At 71.9% G+C, this 14,530-nt stretch carries 13 protein-coding genes; 2 read left to right on the top strand and 11 right to left on the bottom strand.

Features of this window, described 5'->3' with window-relative positions:
• Nucleotides 1–34: 34 nt before the first annotated feature.
• The 4 genes from LV79_RS32345 to pafA all read right to left on the bottom strand — a co-directional run bounded on the left by LV79_RS32345 (nucleotide 35) and on the right by pafA (nucleotide 4,666).
• On the bottom strand, nucleotides 35–1,009 hold the full coding sequence (locus LV79_RS32345) for a helix-turn-helix transcriptional regulator (protein ID WP_253842123.1): 975 nt from the start codon (nucleotides 1,007–1,009) through the stop codon (nucleotides 35–37).
• Complete coding sequence (locus tag LV79_RS32340; protein ID WP_253842122.1) at nucleotides 1,006–1,980, bottom strand: helix-turn-helix transcriptional regulator; 975 nt, start codon at nucleotides 1,978–1,980, stop codon at nucleotides 1,006–1,008. Before LV79_RS32340 ends, LV79_RS32345 begins: the two co-directional genes overlap by 4 nt.
• Before the next feature lie 708 nt (nucleotides 1,981–2,688).
• Entirely contained in the window at nucleotides 2,689–3,261 is a 573-nt protein-coding gene (locus LV79_RS32335) for a GNAT family N-acetyltransferase (RefSeq protein ID WP_253842121.1), read from the bottom strand.
• A 46-nt stretch (nucleotides 3,262–3,307) separates the two neighbouring features.
• A complete protein-coding gene (gene pafA, locus LV79_RS32330) occupies nucleotides 3,308–4,666 on the bottom strand; it encodes a Pup--protein ligase (protein ID WP_253842120.1) in 1,359 nt (452 codons plus the stop codon).
• Between the two features lie 145 nt (nucleotides 4,667–4,811).
• On the opposite strand from pafA, the gene LV79_RS32325 reads away from it, so the two are divergent.
• On the top strand, nucleotides 4,812–6,311 hold the full coding sequence (locus LV79_RS32325) for a bifunctional phosphatase PAP2/diacylglycerol kinase family protein (RefSeq protein ID WP_253842119.1): 1,500 nt from the start codon (nucleotides 4,812–4,814) through the stop codon (nucleotides 6,309–6,311).
• Here LV79_RS32325 and LV79_RS32320 read toward each other — a convergent pair.
• The 5 genes from LV79_RS32320 to dop all read right to left on the bottom strand — a co-directional run bounded on the left by LV79_RS32320 (nucleotide 6,308) and on the right by dop (nucleotide 11,095).
• Nucleotides 6,308–7,276 (bottom strand): LysR family transcriptional regulator, encoded by a 969-nt coding sequence (locus LV79_RS32320; protein ID WP_253842118.1) that lies wholly within the window; start codon nucleotides 7,274–7,276, stop codon nucleotides 6,308–6,310. The two genes, LV79_RS32325 and LV79_RS32320, sit on opposite strands and share 4 nt — an antisense overlap.
• A gap of 231 nt (nucleotides 7,277–7,507) precedes the next feature.
• Nucleotides 7,508–8,302: a proteasome subunit alpha gene (prcA, locus tag LV79_RS32315; protein ID WP_253842117.1), complete on the bottom strand. Its 795-nt coding sequence runs from the start codon at nucleotides 8,300–8,302 to the stop codon at nucleotides 7,508–7,510.
• A gap of 65 nt (nucleotides 8,303–8,367) precedes the next feature.
• Complete coding sequence (gene prcB, locus LV79_RS32310; RefSeq protein ID WP_253842116.1) at nucleotides 8,368–9,234, bottom strand: proteasome subunit beta; 867 nt, start codon at nucleotides 9,232–9,234, stop codon at nucleotides 8,368–8,370.
• Nucleotides 9,235–9,298: 64 nt separating this feature from the next.
• A complete protein-coding gene (locus LV79_RS32305) occupies nucleotides 9,299–9,493 on the bottom strand; it encodes a ubiquitin-like protein Pup (protein WP_092775401.1) in 195 nt (64 codons plus the stop codon).
• Between the two features lie 93 nt (nucleotides 9,494–9,586).
• Nucleotides 9,587–11,095: a depupylase/deamidase Dop gene (gene dop / locus LV79_RS32300; RefSeq protein WP_253842115.1), complete on the bottom strand. Its 1,509-nt coding sequence runs from the start codon at nucleotides 11,093–11,095 to the stop codon at nucleotides 9,587–9,589.
• Between the two features lie 126 nt (nucleotides 11,096–11,221).
• On the opposite strand from dop, the gene LV79_RS32295 reads away from it, so the two are divergent.
• Nucleotides 11,222–11,731, top strand: a complete 510-nt coding sequence (locus LV79_RS32295; protein WP_253842285.1) for an NUDIX hydrolase — start codon at nucleotides 11,222–11,224, stop codon at nucleotides 11,729–11,731.
• On the opposite strand, the gene LV79_RS32290 is transcribed toward LV79_RS32295, so the two are convergent.
• Together LV79_RS32290 and arc are read right to left on the bottom strand one after the other, a co-directional pair.
• Complete coding sequence (locus LV79_RS32290) at nucleotides 11,715–12,410, bottom strand: hypothetical protein (RefSeq protein WP_253842114.1); 696 nt, start codon at nucleotides 12,408–12,410, stop codon at nucleotides 11,715–11,717. The genes LV79_RS32295 and LV79_RS32290 overlap by 17 nt on opposite strands.
• A gap of 272 nt (nucleotides 12,411–12,682) precedes the next feature.
• On the bottom strand, nucleotides 12,683–14,503 hold the full coding sequence (gene arc / locus LV79_RS32285) for a proteasome ATPase (protein WP_253842113.1): 1,821 nt from the start codon (nucleotides 14,501–14,503) through the stop codon (nucleotides 12,683–12,685).
• Nucleotides 14,504–14,530 lie beyond the last annotated feature (27 nt).

The following is a 14,530-nucleotide window of genomic DNA, read 5'->3' as shown; positions in this document are numbered from 1 at the left end:
ACCGCACACCCTTTTGCCGTGCGGGACGCGAGGCTCAGGTGGCCGCGAGGTGACGGTCCACCCTGGCCACGGCGGCCGCCGCCTGCTCGCGCACGGCCCTGGCCAGCTCAGCGGGCTCCTCCACCACGACCTCGCCGCCCTGGCCGAGCAGCAGCCGCACGATCCACGAGGTGTCGGAGTAGCGCATCCGCACCCGCAACCTGCCGCCGTCGAGCTCCTCCACGTCCTCCACCGGGTAGTACTCGGCCACCCAGCGGGCGTCCGGCCGCAGCACCAGCCGTGCCGTGCGCTGGTCGGGCGCGACCCGGAAGACGCCGTCGGAGGTGTCGGTGGGCTCGGCGTAGGGCGGCGGCGCGGCGGGCTCGTCGAGCACGACCACCTCGTCGACCCGGTCGAGCCGGAACAACCGGACCCCCTCGGCCCGGCGGCACCACGCCTCCAGGTATCCACGCCCGTCGACGATCAACACCCGCATCGGGTCGACGGTCCGCTCGGTGACCTCGTCCTTGGACGCGGTGTAGTAGCTGATGCGCAGCGCGAGCGCGGCCCGCAGCGCGGACTGCACGACCTCGCGCACCCGCGCGGTGTCCTCGGCCTCGCGCACGCCGAGCCCGACCGCGACCCCGCCGGGACGGGCCTGGCCCGCGGCCGACTCGATCTTGGCGACCGCGCGGCGGATGGCGTCCGCGTCGGCCACGCCCGGGGTCTCCAGCAGCGCGCGCAACGCCACCAGCAGCGCGGTGGCTTCGGCGCCGGTCAGCCGCAGCGGCCTGCGCATGCCCGCGTCGAAGGCGACGGTGACGGTGTCCTCGTCGAACGAGATGTCGATCAGGTCACCCGGGCCGTAGCCGGGCAACCCGCACATCCACAGCAGTTCCAGGTCCTTGCGCAGCTGCTTGGCCGAGACGCCGAAGTCCGCGGCCGCCTCGGCGATCGGGATGCCAGGCCGGGCCAACAGGTACGGCACGAGGGCGAGCAGGCGGGGCAGGCGGTCCTGGGCGGCGCTCACAGCGCACCCCCGGCGGCCGCCAAGAGCCGTTCGCGCACCGACTTGGCCAACACCTCGGGTTCGAGCACCAGCACGTCCGCGCCGTACCCGGCGATCCAGCCAGCGGCGGTGTCCGGGTAGTGCACGTCGATCTCGATCAGCTCACCGGCGATGCCGTCGACGTCGCGCTTGCCGATGACCCGGGCGCGGCGGCGCAGACCGGCGCACCGCCCCTCGGCCACCCACAGCGACGCGGTCGACGCCCGAGACGGCTCACCGCTGGTGTTGGCCACGAACGCCATCAGGTCCACGTCGTCGGGCCTGCGCACCACACCGGGCCTGCCGATCTTGCGCACCTCCCCGACGATGCGCGAGAGCCGGAAGCAGCGCGGCGCCGCGCGGTCGCGGTCGTGGCCCACGACGTACCACCGGCCCCGCCAGGACACCACGCCCCACGGCTCGAGCACCCGCTCCCGCAACTCCACCGGCGACGGGCGGCGGTAGTCGAAGGCCACCGCCTGACCGGCCTGCACCGCGGCGAGCACCGGGCCGAACGCGGGCTCGGTGGTCCGGACCTTGGACTCGACCACGGTCGGCGCCGACTGGTCCACGTCGACCCCGGCGGCGCGCAGCTTCAGCAGCGCCCCGTGCGCGGCCCCGGTCAACTCCGGGGAGTCCCACAGCCGCACCGCGAGCGCCACGGCCGCGGCCTCGTCCGGCTCCAGGTCGATCTCCCCGAGCTCGTAGTCCCGCCGGGCGATCCGGTACCCGTCGACGGTGTCGACCACCCGGTTCCGCCCGACCTCCAACGGGATCCCCAACTCCCGCAGCTCGGTCTTGTCCCGCTCGAACGTCCGGAAGAACGCCTCGTCACTGGGCGCGTCGGAGTACCCGGGCACGATCCCCCGGATCTTCTCGGCACTGAGGTACTGGCGCGTGGACAGCAGGCACAGCACCAGGTTCACCAGCCGTTCGGCGCGTGCGACAGACACCCGGGCACCTTAACGCCCCAGCTCCCCACCCCCGAGACCGCCACACCCGAACACCCGTTCTAGGGACCAGCTATCGCCCGCCGCAGCCCACCCCCTACCCTCCGTGATCACTTTCCGCTGAATCACCACGATCGAGCCGCCCGCCTCCGTCGACACCGACGCGACTCGCGAGCAACCAGCCCCTGCCCGGCGGCAGTCACCCGGCGCACCCCTGCCGCAGACCTTCGCGCACAACTCGCGCAGACCTCCGCGATGGCAGTGGCATCCCACCAATCCGCTTCACCGACCTTGGGCGACTACATCCGGGCTCCCGCCGAGGCCCAACCGGACTTTCGCGCCAACCGCCCCAGGACCACACCTGCACCCACCGACCCAGGCTCCCGGCGCAATCGGGATCTTGGCCCCATCGGCCGGGCTTCCGCCGAACCCAATCCGGGATCTTGACCCACCAGCCCCGGATCGCGCCCGCGCGCGGTCCCTCCCCCGCCCAGCCCCCACCCTCTCCGGGGGGCGTCCCTGGGCCAGTCTACCGGGGCACACCGACAGTCGATCTTGAAAGCACCCCCGCGGAGATCCACATGTGGATAACTTCTGTCACCCAGAAGACGGGGCTTGGCGGCCCGGCGCAAGAGCGGGTCGGGCGCTGGCCTGGGGATTTACAGCCACCGAACCTCGTTCGGGCTAGGCGTGGCGGGCCAGCCGGGGAGATCAGCCGGCCGGGGTGCGGTGGGCCAGGTACTGGGCGCGGGTGAGCAGCCAGTGGACGTCGACCCCGTCCTCCGCCGAGGTCAGAGGTTCCTGGGGTGGCGAGACGCGGGCGACCTCGTGGAAGCCGAGCCGCTGGGGGATGGCGCGGCTGTGGGTGTTGGCGGCGTCGTGGATGATCTTCAGGTGGTCGATGTGCGGCAGGGTGAAGGCCGCGTCGACCAGGGCCGCGGTGGCGAGGGTGGCCAGGCCGCGGCCGGTGTGGGTGGGGTGGAGCCAGTAGCCGAGTTCCAGGCCGCCGGGGCCGATCCGGGGGATCATGCCGCAGCGGCCGACGATGGCTGTGTCGACGACGATCGCGTAGGAGTAGTCCTCGCCGCGGTCCCAGGCGTCGGTGGACGCGGCGGCGTTGGCCAGGACCTGTTCCGCGGTCAGGTCGTCGGCCGCCCACGCCATCCACGGCCGCAGGTGCGCCACGGACTCCATCACCACCCGCACCATCTCCGGTCCGTCGGCCGGGGTGAGCCTGCGCAGCAGTACCGGTGGGTTGCTCGAGAAAGCCGGAGGGCGGGTCATGCCAGGGGATGTTCCCGGCACGGCCCGCCCTCGGACAACGCGATTCCTACAGCGACGAGATGAGCCGCTCCACCCGCTCGTCCACCGCGCGGAACGGGTCCTTGCACAGGACCGTGCGCTGCGCCTGGTCGTTGAGCTTGAGGTGGACCCAGTCGACGGTGAAGTCGCGGCCTGCGGCCTGGGCGGCGGCGATGAAGTCGCCGCGCAGCTTGGCCCTGGTGGTCTGCGGCGGGGTGTCCTTGGCGGCCTCGATCTCGCCGTCGTCGGTGACCCTGGCGACGAGGTCCTTGCGCTGGAGCAGGTCGAAGATGCCCCGGCCGCGGCGGATGTCGTGGTAGGCGAGGTCGAGCTGGGCGATGCGCGGGCTCGAGAGCTCCAGGTCGTGCTTGCCCCGGTAGCGCTCGATGAGCCGGTGCTTGATGGCCCAGTCGATCTCGCGGTCGATGCGGGACAGGTCCTGCGCCTCCACCGCGTCGAGCACCTTGCCCCACATGTCGACGACCCGCTGGCCGATCGGGTCCGGCGAGCGGCGGGCGACGTGCTCGACGGCCTTGGCGTAGTACTCGCGCTGGATGTCGAGCGCCGAGGCCTCCCGGCCACCGGCCAGCCGGACCGGCTTGCGGCCGGTCAGGTCGTGGCTGATCTCGCGGATCGCCCGGATCGGGTTGTCCAGCGAGAAGTCCCGGAACTGGACGCCGTCCTCGATCATCTCCAGCACCAGGTTCGCGGTGCCGACCTTGAGCAGCGTGGTGCTCTCGGACATGTTCGAGTCGCCGACGATGACGTGCAGGCGCCGGTAGCGCTCGGCGTCGGCGTGCGGCTCGTCGCGGGTGTTGATGATCGGCCGGGACCGGGTGGTGGCGCTGGAGACGCCCTCCCAGATGTGCTCGGCGCGCTGCGAGAGGCAGAACACCGCCCCGCGCGGGGTCTGCAGGACCTTGCCCGCCCCGCAGATCAGCTGCCGGGTGACCAGGAACGGCAGCAGCACGTCGGCGATCCTGGAGAACTCGCCCGCCCTGGTGACCAGGAAGTTCTCGTGGCAGCCGTAGGAGTTGCCCGCCGAGTCGGTGTTGTTCTTGAACAGGAAGATGTCACCGCCGATGCCCTCGTCGGCCAGGCGCCGCTCGGCGTCGACGAGCAGGTCCTCCAGGATCCGCTCGCCCGCCTTGTCGTGGGTCACCAACTGCACTAGGTCGTCGCACTCCGCGGTCGCGTACTCCGGGTGTGACCCGACGTCGAGGTAGAGGCGGGACCCGTTGCGCAGGAAGACGTTCGACGAACGCCCCCAGGACACAACCCGCCGGAACAGGTACCGCGCGACCTCGTCCGGCGACAGCCGCCGCTGCCCGTGGAACGTACAGGTCACGCCGAACTCGGTCTCGATGCCGAAGATCCGCCGCTGCATCCTCTAAGCGTAGGCGCTCGCGGGGCCGGGGACCGTGCGCCGTTCGGGGTGGACCACATTCTGTTACCGAGCGCACGGTCACCCGGTGTGCCCGACACCGGTCCCGGTCGGCGCCCGGCCCCGGTGTCGGGTTGAATCTACGATCATGTTCGGACATGTCCGGCGGACCGGGCGCCAGGTGGGCCGGTTCGACCAGGAACTGATGTTGCGCAGTGCCGCCCTGCCCCGCTCCCGCGCCGACGACGCCCTCAAGGCGCTGTCGCGCTCGGCCAACAAGGGCAGGCTGTGGTTCGCCCTCGCGGCCCTGCTCGCCGCCCGCAAGGGCGCGACCAGGCGCGGCGCGCTGCGCGGGGTTGCCGCGATCGGCATCGCCAGCGCCTCGGCGAACCTGGTAGGCAAGAACCTGTTCCCGCGCAGGCGCCCGGCCGCCGAGCTGCTGCCCGAGCACCGGCGGCTGACCAAGCGGCCGACCAGCTCGTCGTTCCCGTCCGGGCACTCGGCCTCGGCGGTGGCGTTCACCGCGGCGGTCGCCATGGAGCACCCGGGTGCGGCCATCGCTCTGGCCCCGGTCGCCGCGGCGGTCGCGTACTCGCGCACGCACACCGGGGTGCACTGGCCGACCGACATCGCGGCGGGGGCGGCCATCGGGGTGGGCGCGGCGTTCGCGACCCGGCACTGGTGGCCCAAGACGCACGAGGGCCCCGCGCACGTCACCGAGTCGGTGCGGTTGGCCGCGCTGGAGGACGGGGACGGGTTGCTGGTCCTGGTGAACCCGCACTCGGGCGTGTCGGGCACCGACCCGACCGACGAGATCAAGGCGTCCTGGCCCCGCGCGACCGTGGTGTACCCGGAACCGGGCCGCGACCTGGTCGAACAGCTCACCGAGGAGCTCACCACCTCGCCGGGCGACATCAAGGCCGTCGGGGTCGCGGGCGGCGACGGCACGGTGGCCGCGGTGGCGTCGGTGGCCGCGGAGTACGAGCTGCCGCTGGTGCTGATCCCGGCGGGCACGCTCAACCACTTCGCCCGCGACGTCGGCGTCGAGTCGACCTCGGAGTCGGTCGAGGCGGTGGCGGCGGGCACTGGCGTTCGGATCGACCTGGGGTACGTGGACATCTCCGGCACCGAGGGCGGCTCGCACCGCTGGTTCATCAACACCGCGAGCCTGGGCGGGTACCCGGAGATGGTGCGGCTGCGGGAGCGGCTGGAGGCCAGGAACTGGCCGAAGTGGCCCGCCGGGGCGCTCGCGCTGATCCGGACGCTGCGCCGCGCCCAGCCGATCCGGCTGGAGCTCAACGGCAAGGCGCACCTGGTGTGGATGCTGTTCGTCGGCAGCGGCAGCTACGCGCCCAAGGGGTTCGCCCCGACCAGGCGGCCCGCGCTCGACACCGGGCTGCTCGACGTGCGCTACCTGCGCGCTGACCTGCCGTACTCGCGGTTCCGGTTCGTCATCGGCACGCTGACCAGGACGCTGGACACCAGCCACGTGTACCGGCAGCGGGACCTGCCGTCGCTGCGGGTGCGGCTGCTCGACGGCTACCGGCGCATCGCCACCGACGGCGAGGTGGGCCCGCTGGCCAGCGAGTTCGAGTTCAGCGCCAGGCCCAACGCCCTCGCCATCTACCGCGCACCGACGCCCGGCTAGACCGGCTCGCCCTCCTCGGGGCGGAACCGGGCCCACCAGGCCGCGAACAGCGGGTTGGTGTCGGTGAGCTGCGAGTAGGCCTCCAGCAGCGCCTTGGGGGCCTGCTCGGCGGCACCGGCCAGCGCGCTCTCCTCGTGCCAGACCAGCACGATGTCCTGGCGCATCGGGGTACCGACGATGGGCCGGATGACGATGCCCGCGTCCTCGCGGGCCACCGGTTTGGCCAGGGTGACCGCGCCCGCCTGCACCAGCGCCCTGGTGGTGGTCGAGTCCGACATCTGGTGCTTGATGTTGGGGGTGAAGCCCGCCTGCGCGCAGACCCGGGTGAAGGCCAGCTGCTCGGTGCCCTCGGCCACCGGCGGCATCACCCAGCTCTCCCCCGCCAGCTCCGGCAGGTGGATCTCCTGGTGGCCCGCCAGCGGGTGGTCCACGGCGAGGGCGAGGAACAGCGGGGCGCGGAACATGACCCGGCTCAGCAGCCGGGGCGGCAGGCTGGTGCGGAACCCGGGGTTCTCCTCCAGCACGGCGAAGTCGACCTTGTGGTCGAGCACCTTGCGGACCAGCTCGGCCGGGTGCATGTCGATGTCGATGGTGGCCTCGGCGCCGCCGAGGCGCTTGGCGATGGCAGTGGCGAACAGCGGCACGATCAGCCCGGCGGGGCCGCCGACGCGGACCTGGCCGGTGTGCGTGGCGGCCTGGGTGCGCTGCCGGATGCCCGCCATCAGCTCGTCGACGTCGTTGAGCAGCGCCCGCGCCGAGGACAGCACGTAGCTGCCCAGGTCGGTGGGCACGACGCCGGTGCCGGTGCGGGCGAAGAGCAGGCCGCCGACCCGGCGCTCGAGGCGCTGCAGCTGGGCGGTGAGGGCGGGCTGGGACACGCCGAGCTGGACCGCGGCCTTGGACAGGCTGCCCGCGTCGGCGACCGCGCGGATGACGCGCAGATGACGGAGTTCCAACTCGCTCACACCAAAGTTATGCCCGCTGAACCGACGTTATGCAATCTTCCTGCCGGTGTCTGGGAATAACGGCACAATTTCGTGACGCGGCGTGTGGAACCAGCCGGTACTGCATCGGTGCGCATATTCGGCGAGGACGTCACCGCTGGCGGAGCGCTGGTGACCGGTGGTGAGCGCTCCCGGCCCGTGAACCGAAGATCCCCGTCGGCCGAAGGGCTGACGGGGATCCTCGGGTGATGACTAAGCGTCGGTGCCCGCGTCCGGCGGCAGTTCGACGTCCTCGACCGGCTTGGCCGGGGACTCGGTCTCGGCCGCGGCGGTGGCCTTGGCGGGCAGCAGCGCGGTCAGCGCGGCGCCCTGGACGCGGCGGAACGCGCGCAGCGGGCGGTGCCGCTCCAGCACCGCGACCTCGAGCTTCTCGATGCCGGGGCCCGCCTCGGTGCCCGCGCCGTTGGGGGCCGCGGTGGACCCGGCGCCGAAGGCCCGCAGCGCCAGCTTGACCGCGTCGCCGAGGGGCAGCGCGTCGGTGTAGTTCTCCTTCAGCGACGCCACGATCGGGTCGGTCTGCCCGCCCATGACCAGGAACTGCGGCTCGTCGACGATGGAGCCGTCGTAGGTGAGCCGGTAGAGCTGGTCCTGCGCGGCGGTGGCGCCCACCTCGGCGACGCAGATCTCCACCTCCATCGGCTTGACCTGCTCGGTGAAGATCGTGCCCAGGGTCTGCGCGTAGACGTTGGCCAGCTGCCGCGCCGACACGTCGCGCCGGTCGTAGGAGTAGCCCCACAGGTCGACGTGCCGGATGCCGCCGCGGCGCAGGCTCTCGTACTCGCTGTAGCGGCCCGCGGCGGCGAAGCCGATCCGGTCGTGGATCTCGGAGACCTTGTGCAGCGTCGCCGACGGGTTCTCGGCCACGAACAGCACCCCGTCGGCGTACTTGAGCGCGACGACGCTGCGACCCCGGGCGATGCCCTTGCGGGCGTACTCCGAGCGATCGCGCATCAGCTGCTCGGGCGAGGCGTACAACGGCATCGTCACGGGGCGGGCTCCTTCTTCGGGACGCGGGTCGGCTGGCTGGGGTGGGCGCTGGCTGGGGGTGCCTGCTAGCCGCGCGGGCGCTGGGCGCGCTCGGCGACCACGGCGGCGGCGATCTCGGCCGCCTCCTGCTCGCTGACCCGCACCGAGCCCTCGTCGGCGGTGATGGTGGCGATGCTCGGGTAGATGCCGCGGGCCATGTCCGGTCCGCCGGTCGCCGAGTCGTCGTCGGCGGCGTCGTAGAGCGCCTCCACGGCCGCGCGCAGCGCCGCGGCCCGGTCGCCGTCGGGCTGGTAGAGCTTCTTGAGCGCGGAGCGGGCGAACATGGAGCCGGAGCCGATGGCGTGGAAGCCCGCGCGCTCCTCGTAGCGGCCGCCGGTGATGTCGAAGGACACGATCCGACCGGCCCGCGCGGGGTCGGCGGCGTCGATGTCGTAGCCGACGAACAGCGGCAGCACCGCCAGCCCGGCCAGCGCGACGTCGAGGTTGCCGCGCACCATGCTGGCCAGCTTGTTGGTCTTGCCGTCGAGCGAGAGCTGGACGCCCTCGATCTTCTCGTAGTGGCGAAGCTCCACGGTGTAGAGCCGGACCATCTCCACGGCGAGACCCGCGGTGCCCGCGATGCCCACCGAGGAGTAGTCGTCGGTGATGAACACCTTCTCGATGTCCCGCTGCGCGATGAGGTTGCCCGCCGTGGCCCGCCTGTCGCCCGCGATCAGCACGCCACCGGCGAAGGTGAGCGCGACGATCGTGGTGCCGTGCGGCGCCGCGTCGATCCCGGCGGCGCCGCCCACCTTGGGCTCGCGGCCCCGGGCGCCGGGCAGCAGGTCAGGGGCCTGGGACCGCAGGAAATCGGTGAACGACGAGGTTCCTGCCGACAGGTAGGCGGCCGGGAGCGAGGCTCCCAGCTGCCCTCGAGACGAGGTGTGTTCCATGCCTTCTTTCAATCCTGTCGCGGGTCGGGACGGGCGGGCGCGGCGCTCCGGGGACCGGAGGGCCTCACTCGCCGCCCTTCTGCACGTAGGCGCGGACGAAGTCCTCCGCGTTCTCCTCGAGCACGTCGTCGATCTCGTCGAGGATGGCGTCGGTGTCGTCGCCGAGCTTCTCCCGGCGCTCCTGGCCTGCCGCGGTGGTGTCGTCGACGCCGTCGTCGCCGTCTCCGCCGCCCTGGCGCTGCGTCTGCTCCTGGGACATGTCGCCTCCCGGTGTGACTGGGGCCCTGCTGAGAACACTACCCAGGTGCGGTGGCTTTCGTCGCGGGCCGCGCCGGGGGGATGATCAACCGGGTCAGCGCTTGGCCGCCCCGGTGAGCGCGTCGACCAGCTCCTCGGCGGTGTTCGCCGCGTCGAGCAGGGCTCCCACGTGCGCTTTCGTCCCGCGCAGCGGTTCGAGGGTGGGGATGCGCACCAGCGACTCGCGGCCGAGGTCGAAGATCACCGAATCCCACGAGGCGGCCGCGATGGCGCTCGGGTAGCGCTCCAGGCAGCGGCCGCGGAAGTAGGCGCGGGTGTCGAGCGGCGGGGTGGTGATGGCCGCGCGGACCTCCTCCTCGGTGACCAGCCGCTTCATCGAGCCGCGCGCCACCAGCCGGTTGTAGAGGCCCTTGTCCAGCCGCACGTCGGAGTACTGCAGGTCGACCAGCTGCAACCGGGGCGAGGACCAGGCGAGGCCGTCGCGGGCCCGGAAGCCCTCCAGCAGCCGCAGCTTGGCTGGCCAGTCCAGCCGGTCGGCGCACTCCATCGGGTCGCGGCGCAGCGCGTCGAGGACCTCGCCCCAGGTGCGCAGCACGTCCTGCGAGACGCGGTCGGGGTCGGTCTTGTCGACGTTGGCCGAGACCAGCTCGTGGTAGGCCTGCTGGATGTCGATGCCGGTGAACCGGCGGCCGTTGGCCAGCTCGACGGTCGCCTTGAGCGTCGGGTCGTGGCTGAGCACGTGCACCGCGCGCACCGGGTCGGCGAGCTTGAGGTGGTCGAACCGGACGCCGGTCTCGATCAGGTCGAGCACCAGCGCGGTGGTGCCGACCTTGAGGTAGGTCGACGTCTCGGCCAGGTTCGCGTCGCCGATGATCACGTGCAGCCGCCGGTACTTGTCGGCGTCGGCGTGCGGCTCGTCGCGGGTGTTGATGATGCCGCGCTTGAGGGTGGTCTCCAGGCCGACCTCGACCTCGATGTAGTCGGCGCGCTGCGAGAGCTGGAAGCCCGCGCCGTCGCCGGAGGCGCCGAGGCCGACCCGGCCGGACCCGCAGATGACCTGGCGGGAGGCGAAGAACGGGGTGAGGCCGCCGATCACCGAGACGAACGGGGTGCTCCTGGCCATCAGGTAGTTCTCGTGGGTGCCGTAGCTGGCGCCCTTGTTGTCGATGTTGTTCTTGTAGAGCTGCAGCCGGGGCTGGCCGGGCACGGTGGCTGCGCGCAGCGCGGCCTCCTCCATCACCCGCTCCCCCGCCTTGTCCCAGATGACCGCGTCGCGGGCGTTGGTGACCTCGGGCGCGGAGTACTCCGGGTGCGCGTGGTCGACGTAGAGGCGGGCGCCGTTGGTGAGGATGACGTTCGCCGCGCCCAGGTCCTCGACGTCGGGGTCGATGGTGCCCATGCCGGGCACGCCCAGGTCGAACCCGCGCGCGTCGCGCAGCGGTGACTCCACCTCGTAGTCCCACCTGGCCCGCCGCGCGCGCGGGATGTCCGCCGCCGCGGCGTAGGCCAGGACGACCTGGGTCGATGTCAACACCGGGTTCGCCGTCGCGTCGCCCGGCACCGCGATGCCGTACTCGACCTCGGTTCCCATGATCCGCCGCATGAGCCCAGCCTACGGTGCGCCACGGGCTTGTTCGCCGTGAGACGTGCCGCCGAGCGGGTATTAGCTCGGCGGGCGTCAGGTCAGGCAGGGAGCGGGTTGGGCAGCAGTAGGTTGTGCGCCGTGGAGATGGTGGCGCACTACGACGCGGCCGGGTCGGTCATCGGGGCGGTCCCCAGGGCGCGGGTCCGGGCCGAGGGGTTGTGGCACGCCTGCTCGTCGGTGCTGGTGCGCTCGGGTGACGGTGAGCGCGTGTACGTGCACCGCCGCACCGACACCAAGGACGTCTTCCCCGGCACGCACGACTGCTGGGCCGGTGGCGTGGTGGCCGCCGGGGAAACGCCGGACGAGTGCGCGGAGCGGGAGCTGGCCGAGGAGCTCGGCGTCTCCGGGGTGCCGCTGACTCCGCTGTTCACCATGACCGCCGAGTTCGACCTGCCGGGGCGGGCGCCGGTGCGCGAGCACATGTGGGCCTACGAGACGCGCTGGGACGGCCCGGTGGCGCCGCAGGCGGCGGAGGTCGCCGAGGGCTGGTGGCTGCCGCTCGACGACCTGCGCGCCCGGCTGGCGGACCCGTCGTGGCCGTTCATCCCCGACGGGCGGCTGGCGGTCGAGGAGTGGTTCAGGCGCCGCGGGTGAGCACCTCGGCCGCCTTGGGCGCGACCCGGGTGATGGCCGACTTGGCCCGAGCCGGGGTACTGGCCTCCACGGTGACGGCGGTGACGACGCGGTCGGCGGCGAGCACGGCGGTGCACGAGGACTTGGCCGCGGCGGTGGCGCACCACACGAGCTGGTCGTCGACCCCGGGCAGCGCGGCGATGGTGAGCGCCTTGTCGACCTGGAAGCTCACCCCGGCGACCTTGAACGTCTTGCACGTCAGGTCCGAGCGCGCCGCCGCGACGACATCGGCCGCCTGGTCGGTCTCGGTGCTGACCACGGCGACCTGGCGCAGCCGCGCGCCGCTGGGGTAGAGCCACGAGGACTGCCTGGCGGTGCCCGCGCCGAGGTCGACCGCGCAGTCGGGCAGCGTCGTCTGCGCGGTGGCGCTCGCCGGGTCCGGCTGGACCTCCTCGGCGACCAGGTCGGCCTTGCCCATCAGCGCGAGCGCGGCGACCTCTCCCGGCTCGCGGAGCCGCTGGGTGTCGACCGGCCGCGCGGTGGTGGTGACCGGGGCGGCGACAGCGGTCTGGCTGGTCACCGCAGCCGTACCGGTGGGGTCGTCGTAGTAGGTGTAGAGGTCGTTCGGGCGGTTCGAGCAGGCCGCGAGCGCGGCGATGGGGAGCGCGGCGACGAGCGCCAAGGCGCGGACCCGGGGCAACGGTCGTCCTTCCGGGGGATGCGGGAGTGATCACCACGACCGTATCGGGTGGTCGGGTCACTTCCCCCGCCGCGGTGCCGATCCTCCCCCTCCTCCTCCCCCCTCCGCCCGACCCAGACCCCGCGACCGACTTCGTCGAGGCTCCGTGGCCATCGGTTCACCCCGTGGCCGTGCCGCGGCCACCAGTGGGTGCGATCGTCTTGGCTGGACTTCCCTGGGCACGGCAGTGGGCCCTGACCGCGCGCGGTCAGGGCCCACTGGGTGTCCGGGATCTAGAGGTACTGGCCGGTGTTCGTGGCGGTGTCTATCGCCCGCCCGGACTCCTGGTTCTTACCGGTGACCAGAGTCCTTATGTAGACGATGCGCTCACCCTTCTTGCCCGAGATCCGCGCCCAGTCGTCCGGGTTGGTCGTGTTGGGCAGGTCCTCGTTCTCGGCGAACTCGTCCACTATGGCGTCGAGCAGGTGCTGCACCCGCAGGCCGGGCTGCTGGGTGTCCAACACCGACTTGATCGCCGCCTTCTTCGCCCGGTCCACGATGTTCTGGATCATCGCGCCGGAGTTGAAGTCGCGGAAGTACAGGACCTCCTTGTCCCCGTTGGCGTAGGTCACCTCCAGGAACCGGTTGTCCTCGGTCTCCTCGTACATCCGCTCCACGGTGTGCTGGATCATCGCGTCGATGCACACCCGCTTGTCGCCGCCGAACTCGGCGAGGTCGTCGGCGTGGATGGGCAGGTTGGTGGTGAGGTACTTGGAGAAGATGTCGCGCGCCGCCTCCGCGTCCGGCCGCTCGATCTTGATCTTCACGTCCAGCCTGCCCGGTCGCAGGATGGCCGGGTCGATCATGTCCTCCCGGTTGGACGCGCCGATGACGATGACGTTCTCCAGGCCCTCGACACCGTCGATCTCGCTGAGCAGCTGCGGGACGATGGTGGTCTCCACATCGGAGGAGACACCGCTGCCCCTGGTGCGGAAGATCGAGTCCATCTCGTCGAAGAACACGATCACCGGGGTGCCCTCGGAGGCCTTCTCGCGCGCCCGCTGGAAGATCAGCCGGATGTGCCGCTCGGTCTCGCCGACGAACTTGTTGAGCAGCTCGGGACCCTTGATGTTGAGGAAGTACGACTTGGCGTCCTTGGGCGCGTGGTCCCCGCGCGCCGCGGCCACCTTCTTGGCCAGGGAGTTGGCCACCGCCTTGGCGATCAGCGTCTTGCCGCAGCCGGGCGGGCCGTAGAGCAGCACGCCCTTGGGCGGGCGCAGCTCGTACTCGGCGAACAGGTCCTTGTGCAGGAACGGCAGCTCCACCGCGTCGCGGATCTGCTCGATCTGGCGGAACAGGCCCCCGATGTCGGTGTAGTCGACGTCGGGCACCTCCTCGAGCACCAGGTCCTCCACCTCGGCCTTGGGCACCCGCTCGTAGGCGTAGCCGGACTTGCCGTCCACCAGCAGCGAGTCACCCGGCTTGAGCGGCGCCTCGGTCAGCGGGTCGGCCAGCCACACCACGCGCTCCTCGTCGGCGTGCCCGACGACCAGCGCCCTGGTGGCCACCACCTCGTCGTCGCCGATGAGCAGCTCGCGCAGCGTGGACACCTCACCGGTGCGCTCGAAGCCGCCACCCTCGACGACCGTGAGCGCCTCGTTGAGCCGAACCGACTGCCCGCGCCGCAGCGCGGCACCGTCCACCGCGGGCGACACCGAGACCCGCATCCTGCGGCCCGCGGTGAACACGTCCACAGTGCCGTCGTCGTGGCCTACCAGGAACACGCCGTAGCCGCTGGGCGGTTGGGCGAGGCGGTCGACCTCTTCGCGCAGCGCTAGCAGCTGGCTCCTGGCCTCCCGCAACGTGTCGACCAGCTTGGTGTTCCGCTCGGTGAGCTGGTTCACCCGCTCGGTCGCCTCCGCGAGCCGCTGCTCGAGCAGCCGCGAATGCCGTGGCGATTCCGTCAGTTTCCGGCGAAGCAGAGCGACTTCCTCCTCGAGGAAGCGGATCTGCGCGGCCTCGGACACCTCGGGGCGCTCGCGCCCAGGGTCCACCGCGCCTCCGTGCTCACCGTCGGCGTTCTCTGGCCGACTGCCGGGACGATCGTGCTGCATGTCGGCACCTCCTCCCGAACTCGTACC

The organism is Actinokineospora globicatena (genome assembly GCF_024171945.1).
Classification (GTDB): Bacteria; Actinomycetota; Actinomycetes; order Mycobacteriales; family Pseudonocardiaceae; genus Actinokineospora; species Actinokineospora globicatena.
The sequence above is the reverse complement of the archived record's forward strand: the minus strand, read 5'-3'. Positions and strand labels throughout refer to the sequence as shown.

What these genes read in the sequence shown, in the direction of transcription:
- LV79_RS32335 (WP_253842121.1), bottom strand. Translation starts at nt 3,261, where the DNA reads ATGACCCGCCCTCCGGCTTTCTCGAGCAACCCACCGGTACTGCTGCGC.
- pafA (WP_253842120.1), bottom strand. Translation starts at nt 4,666, where the DNA reads ATGCAGCGGCGGATCTTCGGCATCGAGACCGAGTTCGGCGTGACCTGT.
- LV79_RS32325 (WP_253842119.1), top strand. Translation starts at nt 4,812, where the DNA reads ATGTTCGGACATGTCCGGCGGACCGGGCGCCAGGTGGGCCGGTTCGAC.
- prcB (WP_253842116.1), bottom strand. Translation starts at nt 9,234, where the DNA reads ATGGAACACACCTCGTCTCGAGGGCAGCTGGGAGCCTCGCTCCCGGCC.
- LV79_RS32305 (WP_092775401.1), bottom strand. Translation starts at nt 9,493, where the DNA reads ATGTCCCAGGAGCAGACGCAGCGCCAGGGCGGCGGAGACGGCGACGAC.
- dop (WP_253842115.1), bottom strand. Translation starts at nt 11,095, where the DNA reads ATGCGGCGGATCATGGGAACCGAGGTCGAGTACGGCATCGCGGTGCCG.
- LV79_RS32295 (WP_253842285.1), top strand. Translation starts at nt 11,222, where the DNA reads ATGGTGGCGCACTACGACGCGGCCGGGTCGGTCATCGGGGCGGTCCCC.
- arc (WP_253842113.1), bottom strand. Translation starts at nt 14,503, where the DNA reads ATGCAGCACGATCGTCCCGGCAGTCGGCCAGAGAACGCCGACGGTGAG.